A 16332-nucleotide genomic window follows, 5' to 3' on the forward strand; every position below is an offset into this window, starting at 1 on the left:
GGTTGGCATCATCAATTGGGGAAATAGGCATCGAGCCGCGCCGCGATGTCGGCAGCCGACACCGGCGACGCGCCCGCGGCCTGCAGCGCGACGATGGCCTTGGCGTCGAAGCAGCTGGCGGGGTCCTGAACCACCACGCGCGTGCCCTTGGCCATGGCCTGCACGAGCGGCTCGACCACGGCTTCGTCGGCACCGCTGAGCACGACCACGGCACCCTGCACCGCGGTGGCTGCCGCGATGAGCGCAGCGACGCCTTCGGCCTTGGGGAAGCTCAGGGCACCGGCGCTGGACAGACCTTCCGGCAACACGCGGACCGCACCCGGCGGCGGCGTTTCGGTGGGCTCGGCAAGGGCCACCGGCAGGCGGCTGATCTTCGCGAGTTGCTCCACGAAACGATCATGGCGGCCGCCGTCGAGGTTCTGCTGAAGTAGCACGGCGATGGGGAAGCTGGCGGGCAGCGCGCGCACGAGCTGGCGCACGGCATCCGGGCCACCGATGCCCGAAAGCACCAGTACCGTCCGCGTTCCCGCGGCGGCCTCGGCGCCGTCCTCGTTGAGCGGGCTCAGGCTGAGGTGGGCGACATCGGGCATCACCACCGGCTCGGCCATCGGAAGCGGCGGCGGCGCCACGGCGGGCACGTCATCAATCGGCGCCAGCTCCAGGCCGCCCAGCCCCGAGAAGTTGAAGGCCGGCTTGGCGGCGGCCGGAGCCGGGGCTATCGGCGCGGCATCCTCGGCGGAGAGGCTCAGGGCGCTGGTGTCCGGAATCGCCGCGGCGGCCGGCTTGGGGGCAGCGACATAGGCCCCTTCCGCGAAATCGAAATCGGGGATCGGCGGCGGCTCGGCGAAAGCGCGCTCCGGCTCCAGCGGCGTCTCGCCCTGCGGTCCGAGCGCCAGCGGCGTTTCGCGGCGATCGAAATCGGCGAAGTCGTCGTCGAGGTCCTCGCTGCTGCCTTCGAAACTGAGCGAATCGAGGTTCTCGTCGAAGGACGCGGCAAGCTTCGCCAGCTCGGGGTCCATGGACAGCGTGTCGTCGCCGACCTCCTCGTCCTTGGCGGACGACGTGTCACCGCTGGAGAAGCGGAAGCCACCGCCTTCGCCGAAGGCCGCGAGCTCCTCCTCGGTGAGGGTCAGCTCTTCCACGTCCATCGACAACGCGTCGGCCTCGATCGAGGACGACGAAGTGACCGGCGCGTCGAAGCTGATCTCTTTCGCCGACAGCAGGGAAACCGAGGGTTGCGACGGGCGTTCCGGCGCAGGCGCTTCGACATCGTCGACCAGTTCGAGGCCGCGCAGGTCGATCATGCCGACATCGAGGTCATCAGCCACCGCGAAGGCAGCTGGGGCGGTGTGCGAAACCGTCTCCGCGGCGCCGACATCGACGACCGGCGCGTGCATCGCCTGCTCCAGCGCGGCGAGGTCGAGTTCAAGGTGTTCGGGGTCACCCTCTTCCACCGGCGGCGTCACCCAGTCGGCGGCCGGCGCGATCTCGGTGGCGGGGGCGGTGTCGGCGGTCTCGACGGCGAGTGGCGCATCGCTCGGCCGGTAGGCGCTGGGCACGTCCGCCGCCGACGCGTTGATCTCGGCGGCGAAATCGTCGATCCGGGCCTCGTCCGCCAGCGCCGCCGGCGTGGTCGGTACGCCGGGTTCGAGGAACGCGGCGGCCTCCTGGTGCGCCTCCGGCTCGGCACCGGGCGGCAGCACGCCACAGCCGAGCAACTTGGCGGCCAGATGGCGCGCCCAACGATTCAGATCCCAACCACTGAGCTTCGCCGTCGTCTCCGCCTCGTCGAACATGACGTTGAGCGACGGCGCGAGCAGGTCGTCATCGAGACGGTCGAGGGCGGCTTCGACGGCCGGCTCGACGCTCACCAGCACGGTGGTCGCGCCGGCGGCGGCCAGCGCCCCCGGTGCGAGCTCGTTCGGGTCGGCTTCCACCACGAGCTCGGCGCCGAGCTCCGCGATCGCACGCTTCAGTTGCTCGCGGGCGTCGCCGGCGCGGGCCAGCAGCGCGACCTTCAGGCGCGACCCGTCAGCCACGCGCGGCCACCTCGGCCAGCAGTTCGAACACGTGGCGGATCAGCTCCGGCTCCTGGTAGGGCTTGCCGAGGTAGCGGTTCACGCCGATCTCGAACGCACGCTGGCGGTGTTTGTCGCCCGTGCGCGAGGTGATCATGATGATCGGCACGTCGCGCAGTCGGGCATCGCCGCGCATCGTCTGCGCCAGCTCGTAGCCGTCCATGCGCGGCATTTCGATGTCGAGCAGCATCAGGTCGGGCACGCGCTCGGCCATCTTCTCGATGGCGTCGACGCCGTCCTTCGCCGTACCCACCTCGAAGTTGTGGCGCTCGAGCACGCGGCCGGTGACCTTGCGCATGGTGATCGAGTCGTCGACCACCATCACGAAGGGCACCTTGCGCTCGGCCAGCGGCGCGGCGACCGGCGTGACCGGGCGATCCTCGGCGATGGCCTCGGCGGTAATGGCGTTGAAGCGGCGGGCCAGCGGCGCGACGTCGAGGATCACCACGACCGAGCCGTCACCCATGATGGTGGCGCCGAAGATGCCGGTGACCGAACTGACTTGCGGGCCGACCGGCTTGACCACGATTTCCTTGCTGCCTAGCACCTGGTCGACGCAGATCGCCGCGCGCAGGTCGCCGGAGCGGGCCAGCAGCAGCGGCATCTGCAGGCTGCCTTCCGCATTGGCCGGCGCGTGGCCGACCAAGCGGCCGAGGTCGTAGATGCCGTAGTCCTCGCCGGCGTAGCGGAACACCGGGCTGCCGGTGGCTTCCTGCTCGGACAGCTCCTGGCGTCCGATGCGCGCGACACCCTGCACCGAAGCGATCGGCACCGCGAAACGGGTCTCGCCGATCTTGACGAACACCGCCTGCGTGACCGCGAGGGTGAACGGCAGGCGCACCGTGAACTCGCTGCCCTTGCCGGGCGTGGAGCGGATCTGCAGCGAGCCGCCGAGCTGGCGGATTTCGCTGTAGACGACGTCCATGCCGACGCCGCGGCCGGCCAGCTTGCTGACCGTCTCGGCGGTGGAGAAGCCCGATTCGAGGATGAAGCCGAACACCTGCTCGTCGCTGAGCTGCGCGTCGGCGGTGGTCAGGCCACGCTCGACGGCCTTGGCGAAGATGCGCTCGCGATCCAGGCCCTTGCCGTCGTCGGTCAGGCGCAGCACCACTTCGGAGCCTTCACGCGCCACCGCGATGCGGACGGTGCCCTCGGCGTCCTTCTTCGCCTGCCGGCGCTCTTCCGGCGTTTCGAGGCCGTGCGCGATGGCGTTGCGCAGCATGTGCTCGATGGGCGCCGTCATGCGGTCGAGCACCGAGCGGTCCATTTCGCCGCTGGCGCCGTCCACCTTGAGCTGGGCTTGCTTGCCGGTGTCGGTGCAGGCCTGGCGGAGCACGCGGCGCAGGCGCGGGACCAGCGATTCGAAGGGCAGCATGCGCGTGCGCATGAGGCCTTCCTGCAGGTCCGAGCTCACGCGCGACTGCTGCAGCAGCAGGGCCTCGTAGCCGCGGGTCAGTTCGTCCAGCGAGTCGTACAGGTTGCCCAAGTCGTTCGTCGACTCGGCCAGCGAGCGGGTGAGCTGCTGCTGCGTCGAGAAGCGGTCGAATTCGAGCGGGTCGAACTGCTTGCTGGTCTCTTCCTCGCGCTGGTAGCGCGAGGCGATCTGCGCTTCGGTCTCGATCTCGAGACGGCGCAGCTGGTCGCGGATACGCGAGGTCGTCTGCTCGAGTTCGTTGAGGTTGCCGCGGAACGCACCCAGCTGCTGTTCGAGGCGGGCACGGTAGATGGCCACCTCGCCGGCGTAGGTCACCAGCTTGTCGAGCAGGTCGGCGCGGATGCGCACCTGCTCCTGCGCGGCACGCAGCGCACCGCCGTCGTCGTCGTCGAGGACGTCGTCGATCGGGCGGGACAGCTCGGCGAGCTTGGGCTTGCGGGCATCGACGGCGACCGGCACGGCGGCGGACGGCGTGCCGGCGTCGGCATCGCCTGCGACCGCACCCGGCAGCGGCTGGCCGAGCGCGAGGGCGTTGACCTGCGCGATGAGGCCGTTCGGCTGGACGATCGCCTTGCGCTCGGTGACGCGGGTGGTCATCGCGTGCAGGCGGTCGAAGCAGCGCTCGAGGACGATGACGCCGCGGGCGTCGAGGCTGCGCTTGCCGTCGGCGACGGCCTCGAGCAGCGATTCCATCGCATGGCCGAGTTCGCCGACGGCCCAGACGCCAGCCATGCGGGCGCCGCCCTTCAGCGTGTGCAGGTCGCGCTGCAGGCCGGTGATGAGCTCCCGGTCCTCGTGCTCGTCGCGCAGGCGGGCCATCAGGCCGTCGCTGTGGTCGAGCAGGTCGTTCGACTCCTCGAGGAAGATCTCGAGCAGGTCGGTGTCGATGTCGGTGGTGTCGAGCACCTCGTCCGGATCGGCCGGATCCCCGGCGTCGGGCACGGCGGCGGCATCGAGGACCAGTCCGGTGGCGGCAGCGTCGGCGACGGCGTCGGACGGCGATTCGGCGGCGAGGCGCGCCGCCTCGCGGCGGGCCACTTCTTCGGCGATGCGCTGGCGCTCGGCACGCTCGGCGACCTGCCGGGCTTCCTCGGCTTCGCGCTCCGCTTCGAGGCGCTGTGCCTCGGCTTCGGCATCACGCGCCGCCTGTTCGCGAGCCGCCTGTTCAGCGGCTTCGCGGGCTTCGGCCTCGCGGGCTTCCGCCTCGCGCGCTTCCTGCTCGGCTTGGGCGCGAGCGGCCTGTTCGGCCAGCTCGGCCTGCATCTGGGCGAAGGCGGCAGCCTCGCGCTCGGACTGCTCGCGGGCACGCAGTTCGGCCGCGGCGCGCGCCTCGCGCTCCGCCTGCTCGAACGCCGCCAGCTCGGCAGCCAGAGCGGCCGCCTCGGCATCCTGAGCGGCACGTTCGGCCGCTTGTGCTTCCGCCGCTGCTGCGGCTTCGGCTTCCGCTGCAGCTGCTTCCGCCGCTGCTGCCGATTCAGCGGCTGCTGCCTCGGCGGCGGCGGCTTCGGCGATGGCCAGGGCCATGGCTGCTTCGGCGGCGACGCGGGCGTCCCGCTCGGCCTGCGCGCGCGCGGCCTGCTCGGCTGCGGCGGCCGCCTCGGCATCGGCGAGGGCCTGCAGTGCCGCCAACTCGGCGGCGTAGGCGGCTTCCTCGGCCCGATCATCGACCGGCGGCAAGGCGGCGGCGATGGGCGCTTCCTCGGCGATGTCGAACGCCACCGGCAGCGGCGCCTCGAGGAAGGAATCGAGCGTCAAGCGCTCGGGATCCTCGGCGTCGGCCGGGGCGAACTCAACGCCGGCGTCCGCCGTGGTGGTTTCGGCGAGCGGCTCGGATGGGGCGTCGAAACGCGGCACTTCCGCCGTGTCGATGCCACCCATGTCGACGGCGACGATCATGTCGTCGTCGCCGAGGCTGAGCACCGGCGAACCGGGCTCCGGCAGCGCGTCGCGCACGGCCTGCAGCGCCGCGGCGAGGGCCGGGAACTGCGGCAGGCGCGCCTCGGGGTCGGCCAACGCGTCGAGGGTCTGGCGCACGGCGCACGTGGCTTGGCGGACCAGCACGACGTCCTCCGCGGAGGGCAGGGCCTGCGCGGAAATCAGGCGCTTCAGGAAGCCTTCCAGCGGCGAGGTGACGCCGGTGATCGCGCTGACCTCGGTCATCGCGAACGCGCCGTTCATCGTATGCACGGAGCGCAGCAGGCGCTCTTCGACGCGCTGGGGGCCCTGCGCTTCCGAGCGGGCCAGCCACTCGTCGACCACTTCCAGGTGGCCTTCGACCTCGGGGCGGAGGATCTCGAGCAGCACCGGATCCAGCGCGAAGGACACCGCCTCCGGCACCGCTTCGTAGGCCGGCAGCATCGGCCAATGGCTCGCGGTGCGAACGACCGGCACGTAGGGCGACGGTTCGGGCACGTCGGGCAGCGGCGGCGGCTCGACGGCCACCGGCACGGCGGGCGCCGGCTCGATGGTCGGCGCAGTGGCCTCGATCGGCAGCTCAGGCTCCGGCGCATGTGCTGCCGGGGCGACGTAGTGCGCTTCCTCGCCGGCAGCGACGCGGTCGGCGATGGCCTTCAGCCCGTCGAGATCGGCGTAGCGCTCCTCGCCAGCGAGCGCGGCGCGCAGGTCCGGCAGCACGCGCGCGGACTCGGCGACGATGTCGTACACCGCCTGGGTCGGCGGGCGCGTGCCATCGAGCACGCGGTTCAGCATGTTCTCGATCTTCCAGCTGAACTCGCCGAGCGCCTTGGCGCCCACGAGTCGGCCGGAGCCCTTCAGCGTGTGGAAGACGCGACGGATCGGGCGCAGGGCGTCGACGTTGTCGAGCTTCGCGCCCCAGGACTTCAGCAGCGTATCGAGGTTGTCGATCTCCTCGGAGAACTCCTCGAGGAAAACCTCCTGGATCTCGGCGTCGACGTCCTCATTCGCGGCGACGTCGTAACCCGGCAGGCGCTCGCCGACGACCGCTGCGGCGGGCTTGGCCGCGGGCGCGGCGGGCGTGGGGGCCGGAGCGTCGACCACGGCCGGCGCCGGCGCCGGGGTGTCAACGGCGGCAGCCACGTCGAAGCGTGGCGCCGGAACCGATGGCACGGGTGCGGCCGGCTCGGCGAAGGCGGGTGCCGGGACCTCGATAGCGGCGACAAGGGCCGGATCGACCGGGACGACCGATTCCGCCGTCACTTCGGTGATCGGCGGCTCGAACGCCGGAGCCGCGGGCGTCGCCGGCGCCATCGCGGGTGCAAGCGCGGCCGGCAGCGGCCAGTAACCGATGGCGGCCAGGCTTTCGCGGGCGATGTTGAGGATCTGGTCCGGATTGGGCCGACGATCGCGGATCGCCTCGAGGAAGTACTCGACGGAGGCCAGCGCGTCGGCGAGGCGATCGAGCTGGTGGCCAGTCGGAACGCGACGCTTGGCGATGAGCTCTTCCACCGTGAAGCGCGAGATGGCGGTGAGCAGGTCGACCGCCGCAGGCACTTCGAGGATCCGCAGGGCGCCGGCGACCTCGGACAGCAGCGGAGAGACGTCCTGCAGGCGCGCGTGGTCCCAATGGGTCTCGACGAAGGCGACGAAGCAGCCACGGGCATTGCTGAAGTTGTTGAGCGCCTCGCGGGCAACGACATCGAGCACCGCGCGGGCTTCGGCGGCCGGCAGCAGCGGCTGCGGCGCGTTGGCGTCGACCTCGCCTTCGCCGAGGCGGGCGACCTGGTCGTCGAGCATGGCTTCGACGTAGAGCAGCGCGCCGGCGATGTCGAGGAGGGCGGATTCATCCGGAGCGCGGTGGCCGCCGGCAATGGCATGCATGGTCGCGAGCTGGTCGCGCACCACGCGCTGCGGCACGCCGAGGCCGAGCACGCCGAGGGTTTCCTTGACGCGGTCGAGGGTGTCGATCTGCGCGCCGAGTTCGGCGACGACGCCCGCGGGGGCGCGCATGTGCAGGTCGAGCGCGTCCTTCACGCGCAGCAGGTCTTCCTTGATGGCGTTGGTGACCGTCGACAGCAGGGCGCGGTTGTGGCCGGCCATCGCGCTGCGGGCATGCTCCACCTCGCGCTCGCTCGGCATGTAGCTCTCGAGCGCGAACGCGGCGTTGACCTCGCCGAGGCGGCCGGACTTCTCCGGTGCATGGGCGATGAAGTACAGGAGCTGCCGCGTCAGTTCGACTGGCGGTTGCGTGCGGAAGGCCGCGTCGCCTTCGATGGCGAGGCGCTTGATCTCGCGCTCGATGCGGGCGATGGCCTGCTGGAGCGAACGCTCCACCGGGAACGCGCCACGCGCTGCGGCGTCGAGCAGCGCGGACGCCACCCAGAACAGCCGGCGCGCCGACTCGGCGCTGGTGAACTCGACCATCTGCAGGCAGACGTCGGCGAGGTCGCGCGCGGAGCCGGCATCGCCGTCCTTCAGCCACTTCAGCAGCGAGCCCTGGAACAGCTGGCTGGCGACTTCGGCGCGGCGCTTGACCTGGTCGAGCGGCAGTGGGGCGCTCGGCCCGCGGGCGGATGCAGGAAGCTCGACGCCGAGGTTCGGCGAGAACAGCATCGCCTCGGACACGCTCTTCTCGCCGCGGGCGCCACGCAAATCGTTGAGCAGAGGCAGCAGCACCAGCGGGATGTCGCGGAAGCCCGTCTGCAGGCGCTCCAGATAGTCGGGCAACTGCACGATGCCGCGCATCAGCGCGCTGAAGGCGTTGTCGCGATCCTCGATGCCACCGGCGATTAGCGCCTTCGCCAGCGCGTGCATTTCCTCCGCGACCATCGCCGCGCCGTAGAGCTCGACCATGCGCAGCGCGCCATGCACCTGGGCGAGCCCGTTGGAGCACAGTTCGAGCTGGGCCGGGTCCTGGCCGTTCTCGACGTAGTCCTCGAGGCCCTGGCGGGCCAGCTTGAGGGTTTCGTCGATCTCCGGCTTGACCCAGGTCAGCGTGGTGTAGTCGTTCTGGTCTTGCAGACGCATCGTGCGCTCTCGGCAGTACGGGGGTCACGCCGCGGCGGATGCCGCGGGAGAGCGGATCAGTCCGGCAGCTTGAAGTCGGCGACCGAGCGACGCAGGTCGGCAGCGAGCTGGGCCAGGTTGCCGATCGACTCGGCCGTCTGGCTCGCACCCTGCGAGGTCTGCGTGGTGATCTCCTGAATGACGGTCATGGTCGCGGTGATGTTCGTCGCGGCGGCCGACTGTTGGCGCGAGGCCTCGGAGATGCTCTGGATGAGGTCGGCGAGGTCGTTCGACACCTTTTCGATCTCGACCAGCGCGAGGCCGGCGTCCTCGGCGAGGCGGGCACCGGCGACCACTTCCGCGGTCGTCTGTTCCATCGAGGACACCGCTTCGTTGGTATCGCTCTGAATGGTGGCGACCAGCGCTTCGATTCGCTTCGTGGCGTTCGAGGCGCGTTCGGCGAGTCGCTGCACTTCGTCGGCCACGACCGCGAAGCCGCGGCCCGCTTCACCCGCGGAGGCCGCCTGGATGGCGGCGTTCAGCGCGAGGATGTTCGTCTGTTCCGAGATGTCGTTGATCAGTTCGATGATCGAGCCGATTTCCTGCGAGCTTTCGCCGAGGCGCTTGATTCGCTTCGAGGTTTCCTGGATCTGGTCACGGATGTTGTCCATGCCCTGGATCGTCTGGCGCACCACTTCGGCGCCCTTGGCGGCGATCTGCACGGAGCGCTGGGCCACGTCGGCCGATTCGGCGGAGTTCTTCGACACCTCGTCGATGCTCGCCGCGATTTCGTTGATCTTCGCGGAGGCCGAGGTGATCTGCTGCGCCTGGTGCTCGGCGGCGTCGGCGAGGTGCATCGCGGTCGCCTGCGTTTCCTGGGCGGCGGCGGCCACCTGCACGGCGGTCTCGTTGATGGTGCCGACGAGGGTGCGCAGCTGGTCGATAGCGAAGTTGATCGAGTCGGCGATCGCGCCGGTGATGTCTTCGGTCACCGTCGCCTTGGCGGTCAGGTCACCCTCGGCGAGCGATCCCATTTCGTCCAGCAGGCGCAGAATCGCCTCCTGGTTACGCTGGTTGAGCTCGGTGGCCTGGCGTTCGCGCTTGCGGCCGTCCGAGAAGATCGTCAGCAACAGGCCGACCACGCCGACGAGCAGGCCCAAGCCACCACCGATGGCCCACCAGTTGTTCGGGAATATGCGGGTGACGTTGGCGTTGGCGAAGGCGCCGGCGAGCGCCGCGCTGTTCTCGCCGAGCACCTCGGCGTCACCAGAGAGGACGTCGCCCGAGGCCTGCACCGCGAAGAGGTTCGGCGCGGTGGTCAGGATGCTTTCGATTTCCTTCTGCGCGTCGGCGTACTGCGTTTCCACCGCTTCCACGGCGGCACGGGCGTTCGGCGAGGTGAGCGCCGCGACGCCGAGGTCCGAGTTGCCCTGCTTCAGGCCGGCCAGCACCTGGGCGAACACCGCGGCGTCGCGCGAGAGCGCGTCGGACTGGTCCGAACCGGAGCGGATTTCCGCGACGCGCTGCGCCATGCGGTTGGCCAGCACGATCTGGCGGTTGGCGATGTTGATCTGCGAGGCCGGGGCGCCGGCGTCCGACATGGCGCGCACCACCTCGTCGAGGCGGGCGGTCAGGCGCGGGATGCGTCCGGTGAACGAGTCCGCGGTCTGGGCGAGCGCGATGATCTCGCCCTGCGCGGCGAGGATCTTGTCGGTGTCGGTCGACATGCGCGTCCAGGTCTCCGTGACCTGGCCGAGCGCCGCGTTCACCTGAGGCATGTTGAGGTCGCCCTTGTAGCCGGGCACTCCCTTGCCGCCGGTGCCGTCGTTGAGTGCGCCGACCGCCGTGACGATGGCATCGCGCGTGCCTTGGAGTTCGGCGAAAGCCTCTTCACGGCCGGCGATGGCTTCCGTCGCATATCGACCGAGCTTCTGCGCGTCCACCTGCAGACCGAAGGACAGTGCCGAAGCGCTGTTGATCTGCCCGGCGAACCACGTCGCGGCCAAGAAGTTCGCCGCGAAGATCAGCAGCGACACCGCGAGCAGGAAGGCCCAGACGCGCAGGCCGACCTTGGTCAGGCGGTCTTGGAAGGTGACTTTCGAAGCGCTCATTACATCGGACCTCGGATTGGAACGGGTTGACTCAAGCTGGGGCGCGGCTCAAGGGGGTGTGGCGGTCAGGCGGCGGCCTGTCGGAATTCGGGGGTGCGGGACAGCAGCGGGATATCGAGGACTCCCCACGTCACCTCGGCGACGCGATAGGCGCGGGCGATGACGGCGGCATAGCGGCCCTCCAGCGATTCCGGGCGTTCGATGAGTTGGGAGTCGTTGAACGAACGCTGGCCGTACAGCTCGTCGGTCAGCAGGATGACGTTGCCGCCGGGCTGCCTGACCAGCAGGCAGCGCTGCCCCTCGTTGACGGCGCTGCGCTCGCCTTCGAGGAACTGCTTGAGGTCGACCACGCCGTAGAGGCTGCCGCGGACGTTGGCGAGGCCGAGCATCCAGGGCTGCGAGCCGGGCACGGCGGTGATCGCAGGCAGGCTGATGATTTCGACCACGTCGCCGAAGGCGCCGACGAGGCGGTGCTTGCCGATGCGGAAACCCACGCCACGCCAGTGGCCCGGCGCCTCGACGAGCTCGGGGCGGCCCGGCTGGTGGGCCAGCGAGCGGCGCTCGTAGTCGAGCAGGAGGTCGAAGGCGCTCATGCGGCGGGCGCGTAGCGGCGGACGACGTCGAGCAGTTCGTCGCGGGTGAACGGCTTGGTGAGGTATTGCTCGGAACCGACGATGCGGCCGCGCGCCTTGTCGAACAGGCCGTCCTTCGACGACAGCATGATCACCGGCGTGTTCTTGAAGAGCTGGTTGGACTTGATGAGGGCGCAGGTCTGATAGCCATCGAGGCGCGGCATCATGATGTCCACGAAGATCACCTGCGGCTGCACCTCGGCGATGCGGCCGAGCGCCTCGAAGCCGTCATTCGCGGTCACGACATCGCAACCTTCCTTCTTCAGGAGGGTTTCCGCCGTACGGCGGATGGTCTTCGAGTCATCGATGACCATGACCCTCAGGCCCGCCAGTGCGCCGGACTCGTTGCTTTCACTCATCGCTATCCCCAGAAATGACGTCGGCGGAGGCCCGGGCAGGCCATGGCGCGCCGCAACGCAACCTATATCCCAGTGTCAACAAAACGTGTCAAGCCCGCGCCCCGCTTCATGATTCCACGCTCAGCGGTGCCTGCGGCCCCCTGATACCCTGTTTCACATTCTCGCACCGAAGGGCGGTTCCGGATGCAGCGTCGGCTGGCCGTGGTGATGGACCCGATCGAGTCCATCAAAATCGTGAAGGACTCCACATTTGCGATGCTGCTGGAGGCCCAGCGTCGCGGGTGGGCGTTGCATTACGTCGTTCCGGGCAGCCTCGGGTTCCGCGGCGGCGTGGCGGGGGGACGGCTCGCCGCCCTGTCGGTGAAGGACGACAAGGCCGGCTGGTTCGAGCGCGGCGAGGCCGTCTGGCGCCCCTTGGCCGAGATGGACCAGGTGCTGATGCGCAAAGATCCACCGGTGGATGCCGACTTCCTTCACGACACCCAGGTGCTGTCGGCGGCCCAGCGGCAGGGGGCGGCGGTCACCAACGACCCGGCCGGCCTGCTGGAGCTCAACGAGAAGCTGGCGGCACTGATGTTCCCCGCCTGTATCCCGCCCACCCTGGTGAGCCGCGAAGCCGCCGAATTCAAGGCGTTCGCTGCAGAACACGGCGAGGTGGTGCTGAAGACACTGGACGGCATGGGCGGGCGCTCGATCTTCCGCAGCCGCCACGGCGACCCCAATTTCAACGTGATCCTCGAGACCCTGACCGCCGACGGCCAGCATCTCGCCATGGCCCAGCGTTTCCTTCCGGAGATCGCCGACGGCGACAAGCGGGTGCTGCTGGTGGACGGCGAACCGGTCTCGCACTGCCTGGCGCGCATCCCGCAGGGCACCGAGTTCCGCGGCAACCTCGCGGCGGGCGGGCGTGGCGAAGTGCGGCCGCTGACCGAGCGCGACCGCGAGATCGCCGCCATCGTCGGGCCGGAGATGAAGCGTCGCGGCATGCGCTTCGTCGGCCTCGACGTGATCGGCAGGCACCTCACCGAAGTGAACGTGACTAGCCCGACCTGCATCCGCGAGATCGACGCCGGCGCCGGCCTGAACATCGCAGGCACCCTGTTCGACGCGCTGGAGCGCGGCCCGGCGTGAGCGCCCGCAGCACCCTGCCTGCCGAGGAGCGCGACGCCGCGCCCCCGCTGGACGGCGTCGGCCCGGCCCAGCGCCTGACCGCGACCACCCTGCTCGCAACGGTCGTGATCGGGATCGTCGTGCTGGGCATCAGCTTCGGCCGCGACGACGCGGCCCCGGTGACCCCGACGCTGGACGTGATCCTCACCGAGACGGCCAGCCGCACGGCGCCGGAAAAGGCCGACTTCCTCGCCCAGGCCAGCCACCAGGGCGGCGGCGACAGCGAAGAGAGCCAACGCCCGCGCGACGCGGTGAGCGCACCGGTGCCCAAGCTCGACGATGGCATCGCGCCGATCCCGATCCGCGCGCAGTCGCCGCGCCCGCAGGACGCGACGCCGATGCCCGTGGTGACCACCGTGGCCACGGGCGCCGAGCCCGCGCCGCGCGAACGCCCGACCCCGGAAACCCCGCCGACACCCCTGCCCTTGGGAGAGCAGCTGCTGGAGCAGCAGCTGGAAATGGCCCGGCTGGCGGCCGAGGTGGAGCGCCGCGAGGCGCAGTACGCGCGGCGACCGAAGCGCAAGTTCGTCTCGGCGAGCACGCAGGAGTACGCCTATGCGCAGTACCTGAAGGCCTGGGTGGAGCGGGTCGAACGGGTCGGCAACGCCAACTACCCCGAGCGCGCCCGCGCCGACCGGCTGGACGGCCGGCTGGTGATGACGGTGGCCGTGCGCCGCAACGGCAGCGTCGAATCGGTGGTGTTGAACACGCCCAGCCGCTACGAGGTGCTGAACCAGGCGGCCCGGCGCATCGTGGAACTGGCCGGCCCCTACCCGCCCGTGCCGCAGAACGGGGAACCCGTCGACGTGCTGCACATCACCCGCACCTGGCACTTCCGCAACGGCGCGGTGAGCAGCGAGGACTAGGCTCCGCCAGCGCCGGCCTTCGCCGCGCGGGCCGCGGCCTGTTCGGCCGACGTCAGGGCAACCTTGTCGCGGAGGTAGGTGGGCTCGAGGCGCTCCGGCGCCACGGCATGCCCACGGGCGAACGCCCCGGCCGCGATCCGGGCCACGGCCGCGGCCGTGGGCAGGGCCTCGGCCTCGACCCGCACCAGTCGACCGGCGAGTTCGGCGCACCACACACCGCCACCCGCGGCGAAGCCGGTACCGACGCCGACTCGCCCAAGATCGGTCACGGGCCAACGGGCCGGAAGCGCCGCAGCGGCCTCGCCGACCGGCAGCAGGGCCTCCTCCGCCAATGCCTTGGGCAAACCGTCGGCATCGGCGGCGAACTCGCCGATGTAGAGCTCCCCCATCCGGGCGTCGATGGCGGCCAACACCGGGCCCTCGGCGAGGTAGGGCTCGGCCAGCGCGGCCAGCGTGGACACCGGCACGACCGGCCGGTCCAGCCCGAGGGCGATGCCCTGCACGAGGCTGATGGCCAAGCGCACACCGGTGAAGGCGCCCGGGCCGACGCCGACCGCCAGCGCATCCAGCTGCGACTTCGCGAGACCCGCCTCGGACAGCAGGGCTTCCGCCCAAGGCAAGGCAAGTTCCGCATGCCGCCGCGGCGCGACCTCATGGCGCGCGAGCAGACGGCCGTCGTGCCAGAGCGCGACCGAGCAGGCTTCAGTGGCGAGCTCGAAGGCGAGCAAGATCAAGGCGCGGGCTCCGGGACCAGCGAGGGATCGAAGAAGGCCTGCACGTCGGCCAGGGCCTTGGTCCGCGTGAGCGGCGGCAGGCTGGCCATGAACACGCGGCCATAGGGCTTGCTGACGAGGCGCGGGTCGCAGAGCACCAGCACACCGCGGTCGTCGTGGCGGCGGATCAGGCGTCCCACCCCCTGCTTGAGCGCGATGGCAGCGGTGGGCACCTGCTCGGCGAGGAAGGGATTTCCACCGCGGCGGCGCACGGCCTCCAGCCGCGCTTCGAGGACCGGATCATCCGGTGCGGCGAAGGGCAGCTTGTCGATGACGACGACGGACAACGCATCGCCAGCGACATCGACGCCTTCCCAGAAACTCGCGGCACCGAGCAGCACGCCGTTGCCGCTGGCGCGGAACTGCTCAATCAGCTGCAAGCGCGGCGCCGTGCCCTGCACGAACAGCGGCCACGGCCCTCCGGCCAACAGCGCTGCAGCCTCGCGCAGCGCGCGGTGCGAAGTGAACAGCAGGAACGCTCGGCCCTTCGAGGCCTCGAGCACCGGCCGCACCGCCGCGACGACGCGCTCGGTGTAGTCGCGCGACGAAGGCTCGGGCAGGCCGGGCGGGAAATAGGCCAGCGACTGCGTCTTCCAGTCGAAGGGGCTCTGCTCGAGCAGGGTGCGTGGCTCGTGCAGACCAAGCTTCCACGCGATGTGCTTGAGGTCGCCACCGACGGCCAACGTGGCCGAGGTGAAGATCCACGCCGCCTTGCTCTGCTCGCGGTAGCGGCGCAGCGGACCGGCGACGTCGAGCGGCGTGATCGAGAAAGCGAAGCCGCGCTGCGTGAGTTCGAACCAGCGGACCTCGCCGTGCGAGGCGGTGTCGGCGCGATCCTCGTCCTCCGCGCCATCAGTCGGGCCGGCGTGCTCGTTCGACGCTTCATCGCCATCGTCCGTTTCGAGCAAGCCCGGCGCGCCTTCCGCCCAAGTGCGCAGCCGCGTCTGGAACAGTTCGAGGCGCGTGAGCACGGCGGCGAACTCGGGCGCGGCCTCCTTCATCGGCGCGACCGCGGCGGCCAGCCCGGCCATCGCGGCGTCGAGCGTGCGCACCAGTGCCGGCATGTCGGCGTGGTGGTCGAGCAGAAGGGCCAGCGTGCCGCGCTGCGGCAGGCCTTCGCACTGCGCGCGCAGCAGACGGATCGCCGCTTCAAGCTCGCGCACCGCCGGCGAGACGGCCGCGAGGCTGCCCGCAACCTTGCCGCAGGCGCCGATGGCGTCGCGCGTCAGGTCGATGAGCATGCGCGCCGAGACCGATTCGCCGAAGAACTGCGAGGCGAGGTCGGGCAGCTGGTGGGCTTCGTCGAGGACGAAGGCCGACGCCCCGGGGAGGATTTCGCCGAAGCCCTCCTCCTTGATGGCGAGGTCGGCCAGCAACAGGTGGTGGTTGATGACCACGAGATCGGCGGCCTGCGCCTCGGCGCGCGCCTTGACGACGAAGCAGTCCTGCCAGAACGGGCACTCGCTGCCGAGGCAGTTCTCGACCGTGGAGGTGACGAGGCCGCGCAGCGGCGAGTCTTCCGGCAGGTCTTCGATCTCGGCGAGGTCGCCGCGGCGCGTGCGCTTGCTCCACTGCACGATGCGCTCGAACTGGGCGATCTGTTCGCGGCCGCTGAACACCGGCGCGCCCTTGGCGAGCTCGGTGCGCTGCAGGCACAGGTAGTTGCTGCGGCCCTTCAGCAGCGCGGTGCGCAGGCCGAGGCCGAGCGCTTCGCGCACTTTCGGCAGGTCGCGGTGGTAGAGCTGGTCCTGCAGCGCCTTGGTGCCGGTCGAGACGATGACGCGCTGACCAGACAGCAGCGCCGGCACGAGGTAGGCATAGGTCTTGCCGGTGCCGGTGCCGGCCTCGGCCACCAGCGCACCGCGCTCGGCCATGGTCTCGGCGATGGCCACGCCCAAGCGCTGCTGCGCCGGCCGCGGCGCGTAGCCGGTAATCGCGTTCGCCAGCGCGCCGCCCTCGTCGAGCGCGCGGGCGGTCAGCATCGG

Annotated in this window: 9 protein-coding genes; 2 read left to right on the forward strand and 7 right to left on the reverse strand. The window is 70.5% G+C overall.

Translation table 11 applies throughout. The annotated features are described in order from the left end of the window. Positions 1–11: 11 nt before the first annotated feature. From ACIQ6S_RS09690 to pilG, 5 genes are all read right to left on the reverse strand, one after another. A complete protein-coding gene (locus ACIQ6S_RS09690; protein WP_397608182.1) occupies positions 12–2039 on the reverse strand; it encodes a chemotaxis protein CheB in 2028 nt (675 codons plus the stop codon). Beyond that, positions 2032–8457 carry a response regulator gene (locus ACIQ6S_RS09695; protein WP_397608183.1) on the reverse strand — a complete coding sequence of 2142 codons (6426 nt, stop codon included), beginning with the start codon at positions 8455–8457 and terminating at the stop codon, positions 2032–2034. Before ACIQ6S_RS09695 ends, ACIQ6S_RS09690 begins: the two co-directional genes overlap by 8 nt. 56 nt (positions 8458–8513) lie before the next feature. After that, positions 8514–10547 (reverse strand): methyl-accepting chemotaxis protein, encoded by a 2034-nt coding sequence (locus ACIQ6S_RS09700; RefSeq protein ID WP_397608184.1) that lies wholly within the window; start codon positions 10545–10547, stop codon positions 8514–8516. A gap of 65 nt (positions 10548–10612) precedes the next feature. Continuing rightward, positions 10613–11140 carry a chemotaxis protein CheW gene (locus tag ACIQ6S_RS09705; RefSeq protein WP_397608185.1) on the reverse strand — a complete coding sequence of 176 codons (528 nt, stop codon included), beginning with the start codon at positions 11138–11140 and terminating at the stop codon, positions 10613–10615. After that, positions 11137–11538 carry a twitching motility response regulator PilG gene (gene pilG / locus ACIQ6S_RS09710; protein WP_297876667.1) on the reverse strand — a complete coding sequence of 134 codons (402 nt, stop codon included), beginning with the start codon at positions 11536–11538 and terminating at the stop codon, positions 11137–11139. Before pilG ends, ACIQ6S_RS09705 begins: the two co-directional genes overlap by 4 nt. Before the next feature lie 183 nt (positions 11539–11721). Between pilG and gshB the strand changes: the two genes are divergently transcribed. Beyond that, positions 11722–12669 carry a glutathione synthase gene (gene gshB / locus ACIQ6S_RS09715; protein WP_397608186.1) on the forward strand — a complete coding sequence of 316 codons (948 nt, stop codon included), beginning with the start codon at positions 11722–11724 and terminating at the stop codon, positions 12667–12669. Then, a complete protein-coding gene (locus tag ACIQ6S_RS09720; protein ID WP_397608187.1) occupies positions 12666–13574 on the forward strand; it encodes an energy transducer TonB in 909 nt (302 codons plus the stop codon). Before gshB ends, ACIQ6S_RS09720 begins: the two co-directional genes overlap by 4 nt. On the opposite strand, the gene tsaB is transcribed toward ACIQ6S_RS09720, so the two are convergent. Beyond that, positions 13571–14308, reverse strand: coding sequence for a tRNA (adenosine(37)-N6)-threonylcarbamoyltransferase complex dimerization subunit type 1 TsaB (gene tsaB, locus ACIQ6S_RS09725; protein ID WP_397608188.1), 738 nt, complete (start codon positions 14306–14308; stop codon positions 13571–13573). The genes ACIQ6S_RS09720 and tsaB overlap by 4 nt on opposite strands. Next, complete coding sequence (locus ACIQ6S_RS09730) at positions 14305–16329, reverse strand: ATP-dependent DNA helicase (RefSeq protein WP_397608189.1); 2025 nt, start codon at positions 16327–16329, stop codon at positions 14305–14307. The genes tsaB and ACIQ6S_RS09730 overlap by 4 nt, the downstream gene beginning before the upstream one ends. Between the last annotated feature and the right edge of the window lie 3 nt (positions 16330–16332).

The organism is Silanimonas sp. (genome assembly GCF_044377035.1).
GTDB lineage: Bacteria > Pseudomonadota > Gammaproteobacteria > Xanthomonadales > Xanthomonadaceae > Silanimonas.